15 protein-coding genes are annotated in these 14,813 nt (G+C 66.6%); 7 read left to right on the forward strand and 8 right to left on the reverse strand.

Annotation, left to right across the window (positions count from 1 at the left end; translation table 11 throughout):
- Positions 1 to 144: 144 nt before the first annotated feature.
- The 6 genes from yccS to ACOAPY_RS19595 all read left to right on the forward strand — a co-directional run bounded on the left by yccS (position 145) and on the right by ACOAPY_RS19595 (position 7,280).
- On the forward strand, positions 145 to 2,337 hold the full coding sequence (gene yccS, locus ACOAPY_RS19570) for a YccS family putative transporter (protein ID WP_076581087.1): 2,193 nt from the start codon (positions 145 to 147) through the stop codon (positions 2,335 to 2,337).
- A gap of 91 nt (positions 2,338 to 2,428) precedes the next feature.
- Complete coding sequence (locus ACOAPY_RS19575) at positions 2,429 to 2,620, forward strand: hypothetical protein (RefSeq protein ID WP_061903110.1); 192 nt, start codon at positions 2,429 to 2,431, stop codon at positions 2,618 to 2,620.
- 105 nt (positions 2,621 to 2,725) lie between these two features.
- Positions 2,726 to 3,910, forward strand: coding sequence for a BaiN/RdsA family NAD(P)/FAD-dependent oxidoreductase (locus ACOAPY_RS19580; protein WP_465154419.1), 1,185 nt, complete (start codon positions 2,726 to 2,728; stop codon positions 3,908 to 3,910).
- 128 nt (positions 3,911 to 4,038) lie between these two features.
- Positions 4,039 to 5,811 (forward strand): 7TM diverse intracellular signaling domain-containing protein, encoded by a 1,773-nt coding sequence (locus tag ACOAPY_RS19585; RefSeq protein ID WP_465154420.1) that lies wholly within the window; start codon positions 4,039 to 4,041, stop codon positions 5,809 to 5,811.
- Between the two features lie 73 nt (positions 5,812 to 5,884).
- Entirely contained in the window at positions 5,885 to 6,343 is a 459-nt protein-coding gene (locus ACOAPY_RS19590; RefSeq protein WP_465154421.1) for a GNAT family N-acetyltransferase, read from the forward strand.
- Positions 6,344 to 6,437: 94 nt separating this feature from the next.
- Positions 6,438 to 7,280 (forward strand): hypothetical protein, encoded by an 843-nt coding sequence (locus tag ACOAPY_RS19595; RefSeq protein ID WP_465154422.1) that lies wholly within the window; start codon positions 6,438 to 6,440, stop codon positions 7,278 to 7,280.
- Here ACOAPY_RS19595 and ACOAPY_RS19600 read toward each other — a convergent pair.
- Complete coding sequence (locus ACOAPY_RS19600; protein WP_465154423.1) at positions 7,261 to 8,037, reverse strand: substrate-binding periplasmic protein; 777 nt, start codon at positions 8,035 to 8,037, stop codon at positions 7,261 to 7,263. The two genes, ACOAPY_RS19595 and ACOAPY_RS19600, sit on opposite strands and share 20 nt — an antisense overlap.
- Positions 8,038 to 8,133: 96 nt before the next feature.
- On the opposite strand from ACOAPY_RS19600, the gene ACOAPY_RS19605 reads away from it, so the two are divergent.
- Positions 8,134 to 8,604 (forward strand): transcription elongation factor GreAB, encoded by a 471-nt coding sequence (locus ACOAPY_RS19605; RefSeq protein ID WP_203790145.1) that lies wholly within the window; start codon positions 8,134 to 8,136, stop codon positions 8,602 to 8,604.
- Here the strand turns inward: ACOAPY_RS19605 and ACOAPY_RS19610 are convergent, their stop codons facing one another.
- The 7 genes from ACOAPY_RS19610 to epd form a co-directional block, all read right to left on the reverse strand.
- Positions 8,605 to 9,660, reverse strand: coding sequence for a cyclic nucleotide-binding domain-containing protein (locus ACOAPY_RS19610; RefSeq protein WP_465154424.1), 1,056 nt, complete (start codon positions 9,658 to 9,660; stop codon positions 8,605 to 8,607).
- 257 nt (positions 9,661 to 9,917) lie between these two features.
- Positions 9,918 to 10,418: a YgjP-like metallopeptidase domain-containing protein gene (locus ACOAPY_RS19615; RefSeq protein WP_465154425.1), complete on the reverse strand. Its 501-nt coding sequence runs from the start codon at positions 10,416 to 10,418 to the stop codon at positions 9,918 to 9,920.
- 28 nt (positions 10,419 to 10,446) lie between these two features.
- A complete protein-coding gene (locus tag ACOAPY_RS19620) occupies positions 10,447 to 10,890 on the reverse strand; it encodes a hypothetical protein (protein ID WP_465154426.1) in 444 nt (147 codons plus the stop codon).
- A gap of 61 nt (positions 10,891 to 10,951) precedes the next feature.
- Entirely contained in the window at positions 10,952 to 12,016 is a 1,065-nt protein-coding gene (gene fba, locus ACOAPY_RS19625; protein ID WP_021698963.1) for a class II fructose-bisphosphate aldolase, read from the reverse strand.
- Positions 12,017 to 12,159: 143 nt separating this feature from the next.
- Positions 12,160 to 12,480 carry an MliC family protein gene (locus ACOAPY_RS19630; RefSeq protein ID WP_465154427.1) on the reverse strand — a complete coding sequence of 107 codons (321 nt, stop codon included), beginning with the start codon at positions 12,478 to 12,480 and terminating at the stop codon, positions 12,160 to 12,162.
- A gap of 52 nt (positions 12,481 to 12,532) precedes the next feature.
- Positions 12,533 to 13,693 (reverse strand): phosphoglycerate kinase, encoded by a 1,161-nt coding sequence (locus ACOAPY_RS19635; RefSeq protein WP_278956953.1) that lies wholly within the window; start codon positions 13,691 to 13,693, stop codon positions 12,533 to 12,535.
- 23 nt (positions 13,694 to 13,716) lie between these two features.
- Positions 13,717 to 14,766 (reverse strand): erythrose-4-phosphate dehydrogenase, encoded by a 1,050-nt coding sequence (gene epd / locus ACOAPY_RS19640; RefSeq protein WP_021698966.1) that lies wholly within the window; start codon positions 14,764 to 14,766, stop codon positions 13,717 to 13,719.
- Positions 14,767 to 14,813: the final 47 nt, after the last annotated feature.

The raw sequence follows: 14,813 nt of genomic DNA on the forward strand, positions 1-14,813 counted from the left end.
CGGGCCCACGGGCCCGTTTTTCTTTGCCGGGCACGAGCGCTATCCTCTGAGCGGAAGGTCAAAAAAAAATGGTGCCCCGAGGACCATCCGCGCCGTCTGCTTCGGCCAACCACCTTTTTCTGCCCGGCGGGTAGCCGTTCGCCCATGCCCTCATCCTTGCAACACACCTGGCGCCAGCTCTGGGCGCGCGAGAAATTCACCTACGGTGTACGGGTGCTCATCGCCCTGGCTGGAGCCATGGCGCTGTGCTGGTACCTGGACCGCATCGCCTTCGTCATTCCGTTGTTCCTCGGCTGCATTGCCAGCGCCCTGGCCGAGAGCGACGACCATTGGCGCGGCCGCACCCAGGCACTGCTGGTCACCCTGGCCTGCTTCGGCGCCACGGCCACTGCCGTGCAGTTGCTGTTCCCCTACCCCTGGCTGTTCGGCGCGGGCCTGGCCCTGGCCACCTTCGCCATGACCCTGCTCGGTGGCATCGGCGAGCGCTATGCGGCAGTCGCCCAGGCCACGCTGATTCTGGCGATCTACACCGCGATCGGCCTGGAGCACCGCAGCCACGCCAGCGGCGGCTTTTGGCAGGAGCCGCTGCTGCTGATCGGCGGTGCCGCCTGGTATGGCCTGCTCGGCATTCTGTGGAGCGTGCTGTTCAGCCAGCAGCCGGTGCAGCAGGCACTGTCCCGGGTGTTCGAGGAGCTGGGGGGCTACCTGCGCCTGAAGGCCTCGCTGTTCGAGCCAGTACGCAAGATCGATCTGGAAGGTCGACGGCTGGCTCTGGCACGGCAGAATGGTCAAGTGGTCACCGCGCTGAATCAGGCCAAGGATGTCATCCTCAACCGCATGAGCCGCAAACGCAGCGGACAGAAGACCAACCGCTACCTCAAGCTGTACTTCATCGCGCAGGATATCCATGAACGCGCCAGCTCCTCGCATTACCCCTACAACGCCCTCGCCGAGGCCTTTTTCCACAGCGACGTGATGTTCCGCTGCGGGCGCCTGCTCAGCCAGCAGGGCAAGGCCTGCCAGGCCCTGGGCAGGGCCATCCGCCTGCGCCAGCCATTCGACTACAACGACAACAGCGAGGCGATGGCCGAGCTGGACGCTTCCATGGCCTACCTGCGCGAGCAGAACAACCCGGCCTGGCGCCGCCTGCTGCGCGCCCTGGGCGCCCTGGCCGGCAACCTGGCGACTCTCGAGCGCAAGCTGACCAGCGCCAGCAATCCGGACGCTCTGGCCGACGAGCAGGACAGCGCCCTGCTCGACCGCTCGCCACAAAGTTTCAAGGAAGCCCTCGAACGCCTGCGCCAGCATGTCACCCCCACCAGCCTGGTGTTCCGCCACGCGCTGCGTCTGTCGCTGGCCTTGCTCGCCGGTTATGGCCTGCTGCACTGGATCCACCCACAGCAGGGCTACTGGATCCTGCTGACCACCCTGTTCGTCTGCCGCCCCAGCTATGGCGCCACCCGCCTGCGCCTAGTGCAGCGGGTCGGCGGCACACTGATCGGCCTGGTACTGGGCTGGGCACTGATCCGCCTGTTCCCCGATCCGCTGCTGCAGTCGCTGTTCGCCGTGGCGGCCGGGGTGGTGTTCTTCACCAACCGGGTCGACCGCTACACCCTGGCCACCACCGCCATGACCCTGGTGGTAGTGCTGTGCTTCAACCAGATCAGCGACGCCTACACCCTGCTCTGGCCGCGCCTGGTGGATACCGTGCTGGGCACTACCATCGCCGGCCTGGCGGTATTCCTGATCCTGCCGGACTGGCAGGGGCGCAAGCTCAACCAGGTGCTGGCCAGCACCCTCAGCAGCAACAGCCGCTACCTGCAGCAGATCATGCAGCAGTACGAGTCCGGTGCCCGTGACGACCTCAGCTACCGCCTGGCCCGACGCAACGCGCACAACGCCGATGCCGCGCTGTCGACCACCCTGTCCAACATGCTTCTGGAGCCCGGCCACTTCCGCAAGGACGCCGAAACCGGCTTCCGTTTCCTGGTGCTGTCGCACACCCTGCTCAGCTACCTCTCGGCCCTCGGCGCGCACCGCGCGAGCCTGGCCGACGATGCCAGCGATGCCCTGCACGACCGCGCGGCGGCCCACATCAGCCAGAGCCTGGAGGCCATCGCCGCCTGCCTGCGCGACAACCAGCCGGTGGCGGTGTACGACGAGACCGACCAGCGCCTGGCCGAGGAGCTGGAGCAGCTGCCCGATGACATGGATGAAGGCCACCGCCTGGTGCAGGTGCAGCTGGGGCTGATCTGCCGCCAGCTGGGGCCACTGCGCACCCTGGTGGCGCATCTGCAGAAGGGACCTGCCGACATCACCCAGGCCAAGGCCGCCTGAGGAGGCAGTTCCATCTGCGTCGGCGCCGCGCAGCCGCCGACCATCGCACTGCCGGCCTCATTCCGGGGCCGTTCAGTGACGAGGTGATGCCATGAAACACTGTCCCCAATGCGGCTCCCAGCTAGCCAAGAGCGCACCGGTCGAATCGGCCGAGTACTGCAGCAACTGCCAGAACCCTGGCAAGAACACCAACCGCAAGCGCGGCGAGGACCGCAACCAGAGCTTCGGTGGCGAGACCCACAGCAAACAGCCCAAGGGTAACAATCACAACAGCGGTCGCTGAGCCCACCCCGCAGGCGCCTCCGCGCCTGCGGGCCGATGACTGCCCGCGGATTCGCCGCGCCTTTCCGCTAGAATGCGCGGCTTCGCGACTCATCGAGGTTCAGCCGTGTCCTTCTTCCCGGTCATCATCATCGGCGCCGGTGCCGCCGGCCTGATGTGCGCGGCACAAGCCGCCGCACGCGGGCGCCAGGTCCTGCTGCTGGACCACGCCAACAAGCCGGGCAAGAAGATCCTCATGTCCGGTGGCGGGCGCTGCAACTTCACCAACATGTACTGCGAGCCGGCCAACTTCCTCTCGCACAACCCGCACTTCTGCAAGTCGGCCCTGGCCCGTTACAGCCAGTGGGACTTCGTCGAACTGGTGGTCAAGCACGACGTGCCCTATCACGAGAAGAAGCTCGGTCAGCTGTTCTGTGACCGTAAGGCCAGCGACATCCTCAATCTGCTGCTGGCCGAGTGCGACGAACACGGCGTCGACCTGCGCCTGGACACCAGCATCGAAACCATCACCAGGTGGGATAGCGGCTACCGCCTGCACACCAGCGCCGGCGAGTTCAGCTGCGAGTCGCTGGTGATCGCCACCGGCGGCCTGTCCATCCCCACCCTTGGCGCCACCGGCTTCGGCTACCAGGTGGCCAAACAGTTCGGCCATACCCTGCTACCGACCCGCGCCGGCCTGGTGCCCTTCACCATCACCGAGCCACAGCTCAAGGCGCTGTGCACCGAGCTGTCCGGCACCTCGGTGGAGGACTGTGTGGTGAGCTGCAACGGCGTGAGCTTCAAGGAGAACATCCTGTTCACCCACCGCGGCCTGAGCGGACCGGCGATCCTGCAGATCTCCTCGTACTGGCAGCCGGGCGATGCCATCAGCATCAATCTGCTGCCGCACATCGACCTACCCGAATGGCTGGCAGCACAGCAGCGCGAGCGGCCGAATAGCGAGCTGAAAACACTGCTGGCCGAGCTATTCACCAAGAAGATGGCCGGCCTGCTGGCCGAGCAATGGTTCGTCAGCAAGCCGCTCAAGCAGTGCACCCCGGCAGAGCTGGAGGCAGTGGCGCAGAAACTGGCCGAATGGACCCTGGTGCCGGCCGGCACCGAGGGCTACCGCACCGCCGAGGTGACCCTGGGCGGCATCGACACCCGCGAGGTGTCGTCGAAGACCATGGAGTCGCAGAAGTCACCGGGCCTGTACTTCATTGGTGAAGTGCTGGACGTCACCGGCCACCTGGGCGGCTTCAACTTCCAGTGGGCCTGGGCCTCGGCGCACGCCGCCGCGCAATTCGTCTAGGGCGATCGCGCGCCTACTCGATCAGGCGAGTGATACCAGGAAAGCCCGGAGCACGCTGGCGGCGCCGCTGGCGCTCTGCCAGTATTGGTGGATGGCCGCCCCCGGCACTCCTGAATGCGGAAAACCCGATGCACCGCTGTCGCAACGCCCTGCTGCTACTGCTCTGCCTACTGGCCGTGCCGGCTCGTGCGACCCTGCTGCTGACGGAAAACCAGTCGGCCCTACCGTTGCTGGGCCATATCGAGTCACTCAGCGACCCCGAAGGACGCCTGCAGCTGGCGCAGCTGATCGCCGACCCCCAGCGTTTCCAGAGCACGGCCGGGCGCCGCGACCTCGGCTTCGGCTACGTCGACGGCGCCATCTGGCTGCGCCTGAAGGTCCAGTCCGCGGCCCCGCGACCGACCGACTGGCGCCTGGAGCTGGACTATCCGTCACTGGACCTGGTGCAGCTGTTCGATGTCGGCAGCGATGGCCTGCGCCTGGCCCGCAGCGGCGACATGGTCGCCTACGCCGAGCGCAGTGTCGGCAACCGCACCCCGGTGTTCGACCTGCGTCTGCAGCCGGGCGAGCGTCGCACCCTCTACCTGCGTGCCAGCTCGGCCGGCAGCATGACCCTCAGCGCGACCCTCTACAGCCGTGCCGAGCATGAGCAGCACAGCATCCGCGGCTACGTGGTGCAGGCCATCTACTGCGGCGCGCTGATCGCCCTCGGCTGCTACAACCTGCTGCTGTTCCTCGCCCTGCGCGAGCGCCCCTTCCTCTACTACGTACTGTTCGTCGGCACCTTCTGCGTCGGTCTGCTCGGCCTCAACGGTCTCGGCGCGCAGTTCCTCTGGCCCCAGGCTGGTTGGTGGACCAACCGTGCACTGCCCTTCGGTATCAGCGGCGCCGGCGCCATCGCGCTGCTGTTCGCCCGCAGCTTCCTCGACACCCGGCAGTGGCTGCCGCGCTGGGATCGCGCGCTGCGCCTGTGGTTCCTGGTGATCTCCTGCTGCGCCCTGGCGACCCTGCTGCTGCCGGTGCAGCAGGCGCTGCAGCTGATGTCTGCCAGCGGCGTCAGCGTCTGCGCGCTACTGCTCAGCGTCGCCTTCGTCAGCGTGAAGAATCGCGTGCCCGGCGCCGGCTTCTTCGCCCTGGCCTGGACCATGTTGCTCTGTGGCGCCGCCCTGCTGGCGCTGCGCAACTTCGCCCTGATTCCATCGAACTTCTTCACCCTGCATGCCATGCAGATCGGCTCGATGCTGGAGATGATCCTGCTGTCCTTCGCCCTGGCGGCGCGCTTCAACGCGCACAAGCGCCTGCGCGAGCAGAGCCTGCAGCAGCAGGAGCGCCAGCTGGAACAACGGGTGGCCGAGCGCACCGAAGAGCTGGCAGCCGCCAACCAGCGCCTGCAGGCCATGGCCATGCAGGACCCGCTGACCGGCCTGGCCAACCGCAACGCGCTGCAGCAGCATCTGGACATGGCCCTGCGCCGCACCCTGCGCAGCCAACAACCACTGGGGGTGCTGCTGATCGACCTCGATGGCTTCAAGCCGGTCAACGATCTGCATGGCCATGCCCTCGGTGACCAGGTGCTGGCCGCTGTGGCGATGCGCCTGCAAACCTGCGCGCGCGAAAGCGATCTGGTCGCGCGGCTGGGCGGCGACGAGTTCGTCCTGGTGTGCGAGGCGCTGCCCTCCGCCGATCATGCGCGCCAAGTGGCCGAGCGTATCCTCGAACAGCTCGGCCACCCTATCGATACGCCCAGCGGCGAGGTGCGCATCGGCGCCAGCATCGGCATCGCCCTGAGTCATGGCGACGACAGCCCCACCAGCCTGATCCGTCAGGCCGACATGGCCATGTACCGGGCCAAGGCCGAGGGCCGTAATCGCGCGTGCTTCGACGAACCCGCGACCCCTTGAGCTGCAATCGCGAACCGGCACCCGCACGGTGGCCACTGCTGTCGCCTGCCCCCACTCTGAATAGGCTGCCACCATGCCCATCACCTGGCACACCCTGCATCACTCCGCGCTGAGCACGCGCGACCTCTACACGCTGCTCGAACTGCGTTCGCGCGTATTCGTGGTCGAGCAGAACTGTGCCTATCAGGATGTCGATGGCCAGGATCTACTGGCCGACACTCACCACCTGCTGGCCCGCCAGGACGGACAGCTACTGGCCTACCTGCGCCTGCTCGATCCCTCGACCCAGGGCGGCGAGGTGGTGATCGGCCGTGTGCTGACGGCTCCCGCCGCGCGCGGCAGCGGCCTGGGCCACGCACTGATGGAACACGCTATCGGGGCCTGCACCCGGCTCTGGCCGGGACGACCGATCTACCTCTCGGCCCAGGCCCATCTGCAGGATTACTACGGTCGCTACGGTTTCCTGGCGGTGACCGAGCCCTATCTGGAGGACAACATCCCGCATATCGGCATGCGCCGCCCGGTCGCCTGATCAAGCAGGCTCGACACATAATCTCCACGCAGCCTGCGTAGAAACTCCACAGCCCGCCGGCAGACTGCCGCCAACCGCACATGGGAGTTGGCGCATGCTGTTTCTACTGGGTTTTCTGTTGCTGGCGGTGTTCTGCCTGAGCGTACTGATTCGCGCGTTTCTGCTGTTTCCGCTGCGCGCCCTGCGCCATGGCGGGGCACCGGCATTGCGCCGCTACGGCCTCAGCCTGCTGCTCTGCGTTACCGTGCTGCTGTGGCAACTGGGCGCACTGTATGGCTTCAGCTGGCAGCAGCTGGGACGTGCCGATCGCGGGCAGATGCTGGATGCCGCCGTGGCCTTCGCCTACCCCGAGGCCTATGCCGATCTGGACGAGCTGCGTAGCGACTACGCGCACTTCCGTCCCGAGGTCCTTTACTGGGGCAGCCGGAATGACCAGATCATCGAGGTTATGGACAAGCTGCTGGGTCGCACCGAGTACCAGATCCGCCTGCCCGACCTGATGGTGATCGCCGATATCCATGGCCGGCCGCTCTATCATTTCCCGCTGGACGAAGAGCAACAAGTGATACCGGACCGCCCGATACTCGGCCTGGTCGGTGACATCCAGGACCTGCGCGAGGCCGCCCCGGTGAACGAAACCCTGGGGCTGCGCTGGAGCAACCCGCAGTACGGTGAGGCGGAGATCCACGACAACTGTTTCAGCGCCTTCAGCCCCCTGTCCCGCGAGCAGCACCTGGAACTGACCAGCTCCGGCGCCGAGCCGCTGCGCATGGGGCGTCCTCTGGGCTACTTCCGGGTGCAGGTCCAGCTCGGCCAGCGGGACGGCAGGCCGAGCAACTCCGCCAGCCGCCAACGCATCAGTTACGCCGAGTTTCTGCAAGAGCGCCAGGCCTGCCGCGCCCGCGCCGCCGCGTCGGTCAGCGCCCCGCGGGAGTGAGTAGCTCGGCGGGAATAGGCTGTCCCGGCAGCCAGCGGCTGTAGATCAGGGCAAAGCTGCCGTCGCGCTTCATCGAGTCCAGCGCCTGCTGCCAGTTCAGGATCACGCTGTCCGGGGTGCTGGGCGAGAAGGCGATATAGGCGGCGCTGCTCAAGAAGCCGTGCAGAGGTTCGACGTCCTGCAGGCGCAGATTGCCCAAGGCCAGCAGGTCTTCCAGGGTCACGTTGTCGGCCACCACCATCGGCACGCGGCCATGACGCAACATGGTCATCATCTGCTGCGGGCCCTTCACCCCGACCAGATTGGGCAGACCACGCGCCTGCAGCGTCTGGTAGCTGTACCACTGACGCGGCACGGCCACCTGGCCGATACGGCTGACATCCTCGAAGCGCTCGATGCGAATACCCGAACCGCGCAGGGCATAGAAACTGGTGACCGCCACTACCACCGGGCCGACCCACTTGAACAGCCGCTCGCGCTCGGCGGTACGCATGGTGACGAACAGCGCCGTGTTCGGCTCGAGCTGCGCCGCCTGATAACCGCGCGCCCAAGGCACCACGCTGATGCGCCCATGATCGCCGGTACGCTCGAACAGTTCGCGCACCAGGTCGACCGCCAGGCCCACCGGACGGCCATCGCGGGAATAGTTCAGCGGCGGGTACTCTTCGGTGTAGAACTGTAGCGACCGGGCCGGCACGGCAGCGCTCAACCCCAACACAAGCAGGCCGACCAGACAGCGCCAGAGGGTTCTCCGCATCACGACTCACCTCGCCTTGTTCCCCTGCAGTCTAGCGCGCGACCGCCGCCCGTCGTGCTGATAACCTGCACGTCCCCAGCCACCGACGCCCCGCACATGGACAAACGCCTTCTCCAGCAACAGGTATGCCGCCGCCTCGCAGACGATCTGACGCTGCTGCTCGCGGCCGCCGAAGACGCCCGCCAGGCCGCCACCCATGAGGAAAGCAAGGCCGAGAACAAGTACGACACGCGCGGCCTGGAAGCCTCCTACCTGGCCGCCGGCCAGGCCCGCCGTGCCGCCGAAATCCGCGCCGCCCTGGCGGCCTGGCAAGCCCTGCAGATGCGGGCCTACGATGAGACGCTGGGCATCCAGCTGGGCGCGCTGATCTGGCTGGGCAACACCGGCGGCGGCCGGCAATGCCTGCTGCTGGGGCCGGACGGTGCCGGCCTGAAACTGCAGCACGACGGCCAGGAAATCACCCTGATCACGCCGCACGCACCGCTGGGCCGGCAACTGCTGGGCCAGGGTCCGGGTGACCAGGTACAGGCCGCAACCCAGGCCTGGGAAGTACTGCGCGTCGAGTGATCAGGCGGCCGCCGACTGCTCGCCCCCTAGCAGGTATGCTTCAAACCCCAGCTGGTTGAGCAGGTGCACGGCCAGTTCGCTGCGGATGCCACCCTCCGGGGTGACCACGTAACAGGTGGCCCGGTCCAGGCTGTCGGCATGGGTGCGCAGGTTGGCCACCGGCAGGTTGAGGCTCTCCGGCTGATGGCCGAGGCGATACTCGGCCGCCAGGCGCACGTCCAGCAACAGGTGCGGACGCTGCCCCTGCGGGCCCAGGCGTTGCAGGTCGCTCTTGCTGATACGCGGGATCAGGGTCGGGCGCACCAGCTCGACGAAGTCGTCACGGTGCAGGCGTGCCAGCTCGCCGTCCTCCAGCATGATCACACTGGCCGAGCGCACGGCGCCGCTGACCAGCGCTTCCTCGCCGAAGAAGTCGCCGCGTTCCAGTACCAGCGCCGGCTGGTCGCGGTAGGCGGCCGGCAAGCTGACCTGGGCGCGGCCCCGCTTGAGGACGAAGAAGTGCTCGCCGGGCTCGCCATACCCGACCACCCGCTCTCCGGCACGGGCCTCGACGTACTCGAAGCGCGCCAGCAGGGCATGCAGATGGGACGGCGGCAGGCGCCCGAACAGCGGCGTGGCCAGCAAGCGCGCCAGCCAGTCGTCCTCCTGCTCCTCGACCTGCATCTCGCCCAGACTGCTGACCTGATACGCCGCCTCCTGGCTCCAGCCCAGCAGACGCTGCAACAGCTGGTGCTCGACGGCGAACAGGCGCACCGCAGTGACAGCCCTGATGCTGGCCGGGTTGCACTGCCCCGGGTTCAGCGGCAGGTGGGCCTGGATCGATCCCCCCTCGATATGCTGCTTGCCAGCGCTACCGCTGTCCACGCTGACGCGGCCCTCCAGCAGGTAATACTGCGCCACGGAGCGCTCGCCCCGCTGCAGCAAAGGGGTACCGGCCGGGTATTGCAGGTACTGCAGGCTGGCATGCAGCTGCTGGCGATAGTGCGGTGTGAGGAAATCCATCGGGCTGAAACTGCTCAACTGTTCGCAGGTCAGCAGGGTGGGTGCAGTGCTCATGATCGAACCTCCGCGAAAGAACGCGGCCTTGCGCGATGAGGGCGCTCCTTTGCCGGGACCTGCTTTAACCATAGCGTTTAGCCATCAGACCAGGGCGGACGCTGGTCGGATTACCCGAACTCCGAATTAAAACCTATTGGATTCAAAAGGTTGCGCACATAAACCGGGGATGACTCTGTGGATAAGCCGGGGAAGAGTCCATGCAGCGCAGGCGCGGCGGGCCCTGCACCGCGCTGTACGGTTTTCGTCCAGCGCCTTCAGGCGCCCTGCAGGTCGCGCCAGGTCAGGTACAGGCGCAGGTCGAATTCCAGCTGGTGGTAATCCGGCAGCATGTGCTGGCACAGCTTGTAGAAAGCCTTGTTGTGCTCGGCCTCCTTCAGGTGGGCCAGTTCGTGCACGACGATCATGTTGAGGAACTCCGGTGCCGCCTCCTTGAACAGCGCGGCCACACGAATCTCCTTCTTCGCCTTGAGCTTGCCGCCCTGCACCCGCGACACCGCCGTGTGCAGACCGAGCGCGCGATGAGTCAGGTCGAGGCGGTTGTCGTACAGCACCTTGTCGATGGCCGGTGCGCTACGCAGGTATTCCTGCTTCAGCTCCACGGTGTAGCCGTACAGCGCCTTGTCGCTCTGCACCGAGTGGCGATTGGGATAGCGCCTGGCCAGGTAATCGCCCAGGCGATCTTCGCTCACCATCTGCATCACCTGCTGTTGCAAATGCGGCGGGTAGCCCTGGAGGTATTTGAAAGGCGTGCTCATGGGCGCAGTGTAACCCCGCTCACCACCGTCAGGGCTCGCAGCCATGCACCGCCGACGCCAGCTGCAACGAGCAGGGCCGGTCGGCCAGGTAGCTGCGATAGACCCGCAGCAGCTCTTCGGCACTGTAGCGGCACTGCGCGACCTGACATTCGGCTGCGAAGTCGAAGCGGCTATCGACCGGCTCGGCCAGACGAATGGCCACAGCCGGCCACTCGCTCGGTGCGGCCTCGTCTGGCGTGAACAGCAGACGCCCCTGGCGTTGCAGCAGATGGCCGCCGGCCGCCGCATAGTCGAAGACGAACAGCAGCGTGCGCGAGACTTTGGTGGTGCACTCGGCGCGCTCGCCGCAGCGCTGCGGGTCGCCGGAACTGACCACCAACGGCACGCTTGCAGGCTGCTCGGGCGCCGGCGCCTGGCCGGCGCAACCGGCCAACAGCAGAACGGCGCCCAGCGCCAGGATACGTGACGGCATGCCCTTCCCCCCGATACGAGAAAGCCCCGCGGAACGGGGCTTTCGGGTACAGCATGACGGCTTAGTTGACCTTGGCCGCCAGCTCGCCACTGGCGTAGCGCTGGTACATGCCTTCCAGGGAGATCGGCTTGATCTTGGAGGCGTTGCCGGCGGTGCCGAAGGCTTCGTAGCGGGCGATGCAGATGTCGCGCATGGCGACGATGGTCTTGGCGAAGAACTTGCGCGGGTCGAACTCGCTCGGGTGCTCGGCCATCATGCGGCGGATGGCACCGGTGGAGGCCAGACGCAGGTCGGTGTCGATGTTGACCTTGCGCACGCCGTGCTTGATGCCCTCGACGATTTCCTCGACCGGCACGCCGTAGGTTTCCTTGATGTCGCCGCCGAACTCGTTGATCACCTTCAGCCACTCCTGCGGTACCGAGGAGGAGCCGTGCATCACCAGGTGGGTGTTGGGGATGCGCTTGTGGATTTCCTTGATGCGCTCGATGGAGAGCACGTCGCCGGTCGGCGGCTTGGTGAACTTGTAGGCGCCGTGGCTGGTGCCGATGGCGATGGCCAGGGCATCGACCTGGGTGGCCTTGACGAAGGCCGCGGCTTCTTCCGGATCGGTCAGCAGCTGGCTGTGGTCCAGCACGCCCTCGGCGCCAACGCCGTCTTCCTCACCGGCCATACCGGTTTCCAGGCTGCCCAGGCAGCCCAGCTCGCCTTCCACGGACACGCCGCAGGCGTGGGCGAAGGCCACGGTCTGCTGGGTCACGCGGACGTTGTAGTCGTAGTCGGCCGGGGTCTTGCCGTCTTCCTTCAGCGAGCCGTCCATCATCACCGAGCTGAAGCCCAGCTGGATCGAGCGCTGGCACACGTCCGGGCTGGTGCCGTGGTCCTGGTGCATGCACACCGGGATATGCGGGAATTCTTCGATGGCGGCCAGGATCAGGTGGCGCAGGAAGGGCGCACCGGCGTATTTGCGGGCGCCGGCAGAAGCCTGGACGATCACCGGGGAATCGGTCTTGTCGGCCGCTTCCATGATCGCGCGCATCTGCTCGAGGTTGTTGACGTTGAAAGCCGGCACGCCGTAGCCGAATTCGGCGGCGTGGTCGAGCATCTGGCGCATGCTGATGAGTGCCATGGTGTTCCTGTCTCCCGGAATGGGTCGTTAATCGTGCAAGCCTGCCCCACGGGCGAGCCTGGTTCAAGTCTCCGGACGTCGGGCTGCCCCGCCATCCCAACCCGCGCACAGCCTGAGCGCGGGGTCATGCAAATGCTTTGCCGCTAGCGGGCGCGGCAACCGCGACCGATCAGGTCGTCATCGGCCACCCGGTACACCAGACCTTCGTCACCCTTGGTGTGGAAAGCCAGCATGCCGTCGCTGTAGAGCGCACCCGAGCCGGACGGCTCCTGCACCAAGCGGTGGACGATATCGTCGCCGCCCAGGCGCAGGTCCACGCTCTCACCATCGGCGTCGGCGAGACGCCACAGCACTTCGGCCTGGCTGTCGCAGACCCAGCGGGTCCACTCGTCGCTCGCCGGCTGGCTGGCACAGCCACCCAGCAGGGCGGCCAGGGCCAGGGTGCAGCTTGCTTGCTTCAGCATGGTGGTTCTCCGGTTGGCCTGTTCTCCCCTCTCCCGTAAACGGGAGAAGAGGTTATTTGGCGCGCTGTTCCAGCACTTCCACGGCCGGCAGGACCTTGCCCTCGACGAATTCGAGGAAGGCACCGCCGCCGGTGGAGATGTAGGAAATCTGCTCGCCCACGCCGTACTTGTCGATCGCGGCCAGGGTGTCGCCACCACCGGCGATGGAGAACGCCGGGCTCTCGGCGATGGCCTGGGCCAGCACCTTGGTGCCGTTGCCGAACTGGTCGAACTCGAACACGCCGACCGGGCCGTTCCACAGGATGGTCTTGGACGACTTCAGCAGCTCGGCGAACTGCGCGGCAGTCTGCGGGCCGATGTCGAGGATCATGTCGTCGTCGGCAACGTCGGCGATGGCTTTCACAGTCGCTTCGGCGTCTTCGGCGAAGGCCTTGGCCACCACCACGTCGACCGGCAGCGGCACGCTGACCTTGGCGGCGATGGCCTTGGCGGTGTCGACCAGATCGGCCTCGTACAGCGACTTGCCGACCTTGTGTCCGGCTGCAGCGAGGAAGGTGTTGGCAATGCCGCCGCCGACGATCAGCTGGTCGCAGATCTGGCTCAGGCTGTTCAGCACGTCGAGCTTGGTCGACACCTTGGAGCCGGCGACGATGGCGGCCATCGGGCGCTGCGGATTGCCCAGGGCCTTGCCCAGGGCGTCCAGCTCGGCGGCCAGCAGCGGGCCGGCAGCGGCGACCTTGGCGAACTTGGCCACGCCGTGGGTCGAGCCCTCGGCGCGGTGAGCGGTGCCGAAGGCGTCCATGACGAACACGTCGCACAGGGCGGCGTACTGCTGGGCCAGTTCGTCGGCGTTCTTCTTCTCGCCCTTGTTGAAGCGCACGTTCTCGAACAGGACGATGTCGCCGGCTTTCACCTCGACGCCGCCCAGGTAGTCCTTGACCAGCGGCACGTCGCGGCCCAGGGCTTTGCTCAGATAGGCAGCGACCGGCGCCAGGCTGTTCTCCTCGGAGAACTCGCCTTCGGTCGGGCGGCCCAGGTGCGAGCAGACCATCACCGCCGCGCCCTTCTCCAGGGCCAGCTTGATGGTCGGCAGGGAGGCGAGGATGCGCGCGTCGCTCTTCACCACGCCGTCCTTCACCGGCACGTTGAGGTCTTCGCGGATCAGCACGCGCTTACCGGCGAGGTCGAGATCGGTCATCTTCAGAACGGTCATGGTCAGTCCTTCACGGGGGCTGGTTACTTGGAGGAATAGGCAACGGCGAGGAAGTGTTCCGCGACGTCGAGCATACGGTTGGCAAAGCCCCATTCGTTGTCGAACCAGGCCAGCAGGTTGACCAGGCGCGGGCCGGAGACCCGGGTCTGGCTGCCGTCGACGATGGCGGAATGGGCATCATGGTTGAAATCGCAGCTGGCATGCGGCAGCTCGGTGTAGGCCAGCAGGCCCTGCAACGGACCGGCTTCGGCGGCTTGACGCAGCAAGGCATTGATCTCGGCGGCACTGGTGTCACGCGCAACCTGCAAGGTGATGTCGAGGCAGGACACGTTCACCGTCGGCACGCGGATGGCCTTGGCCTGCACGCGCCCGGCGAGTTCCGGCAGCAGGCGCTCGATACCCCGCGCCAGGCCGGTGGACACCGGAATCACCGACTGGAAGGCCGAGCGCGTGCGGCGCAGGTCTTCGTGATGGTAAGCGTCGATCACCGGCTGGTCGTTCATGGCCGAGTGGATGGTGGTGATCGAGACGTACTCGATGCCCAGCGTCTCGTTGAGCAATTTGAGCAGCGGCACCGCGCAATTGGTGGTGCAGGACGCATTCGAGACCAGCTTTTCCGCGCCGCTCAGGCGTTGCTGGTTGACCCCGAACACCACGGTGGCATCGATGTCCGCTTCGCTGGCCATCGGCTGGGAGAACAGCACCCGAGGCGCGCCGGCCCTGAGGAAGCGCTCGCCATCGGCACGGCTGTGGTACACGCCGGAGCATTCCAGCAGCAGGTCGATGCCCAGCGCGGCCCAGTCGATGCCTTCCGGCTCGCTCTGGCGCAGCACCTTCACGCAGTCGCCATTGATGTGCAGGCAATCACCGTCGACCTGCACCTGGCCGGGGAAGCGGCCGTGGGTGGAGTCGAAGCGGGTCAGGTATTCGATGCTGGCCTGGTCGGCCAGGTCGTTCAGCGCCACGATCTCAAAGCCCGCCGCCGCGCCGCGCTCGTGCAAGGCGCGCAGCACGCAGCGACCGATACGGCCGTAGCCGTTGAGGGCGACTTTGTAGGGGCGGGCGTTGGGCATGGGTTCTCTCGGCGTCTGCGGTGTGCCCCCTCTCCCATTCATGGGAG

Source organism: Pseudomonas stagnisoli, from assembly GCF_048595745.1.
In the GTDB taxonomy this organism is placed as follows: domain Bacteria; phylum Pseudomonadota; class Gammaproteobacteria; order Pseudomonadales; family Pseudomonadaceae; genus Aquipseudomonas; species Aquipseudomonas alcaligenes_A.